The organism is Pseudomonas psychrophila HA-4 (assembly GCF_000282975.1).
Classification (GTDB): domain Bacteria; phylum Pseudomonadota; class Gammaproteobacteria; order Pseudomonadales; family Pseudomonadaceae; genus Aquipseudomonas; species Aquipseudomonas psychrophila_A.
Map to the genome: position 1 here is coordinate 1 of NZ_ALJC01000029.1, position 448 is coordinate 448.

General features: G+C 64.1%; 1 pseudogene. It reads left to right on the forward strand.

The features are described from left to right. Positions 1 to 448 (forward strand): annotated as a pseudogene (locus B347_RS24620) (type VI secretion system tip protein VgrG); the annotation flags it as partial.

Here is a 448-nt window from a genome sequence, read left to right on the forward strand (position 1 = left end):
GACAGCCACCTGCAAATCGACGGCCAGCGTGAAGAAACCATCACCGGCAACAGCGTCTCGGTGCTTAAAGGCGAAGACCAGCGCACCGTGACCGGGGATCGCAAAGTGCAACTCAACGCCAACGACTTTCGCCTCGTGGGCGTCAGCAGCCACACCACCGTGGGCGTGGCGATGGCCGTCGAAGCCGGCATGGAAGTCACGGTCAAGGCCGGGGCCCACGTGGTGTTATCGGCCGGCGCCTGTATCTCGCTGATGGCCGGCGGCCAACACCTGCTTGTGAGTGCGGCCGGGATCTACGTCAGCTCACCGATCTTGCTCGGCGGCGTGCCAATACCGGGGACGGCGGCGTTGCCTGCCATCACCTCTGACGTTGCGTCGCTGACAGCCGCCGTGCTCACCCCCAGCCAAATCAACAGCCTCAAGCGCAACGCACCTTTCTGCGAAGAGT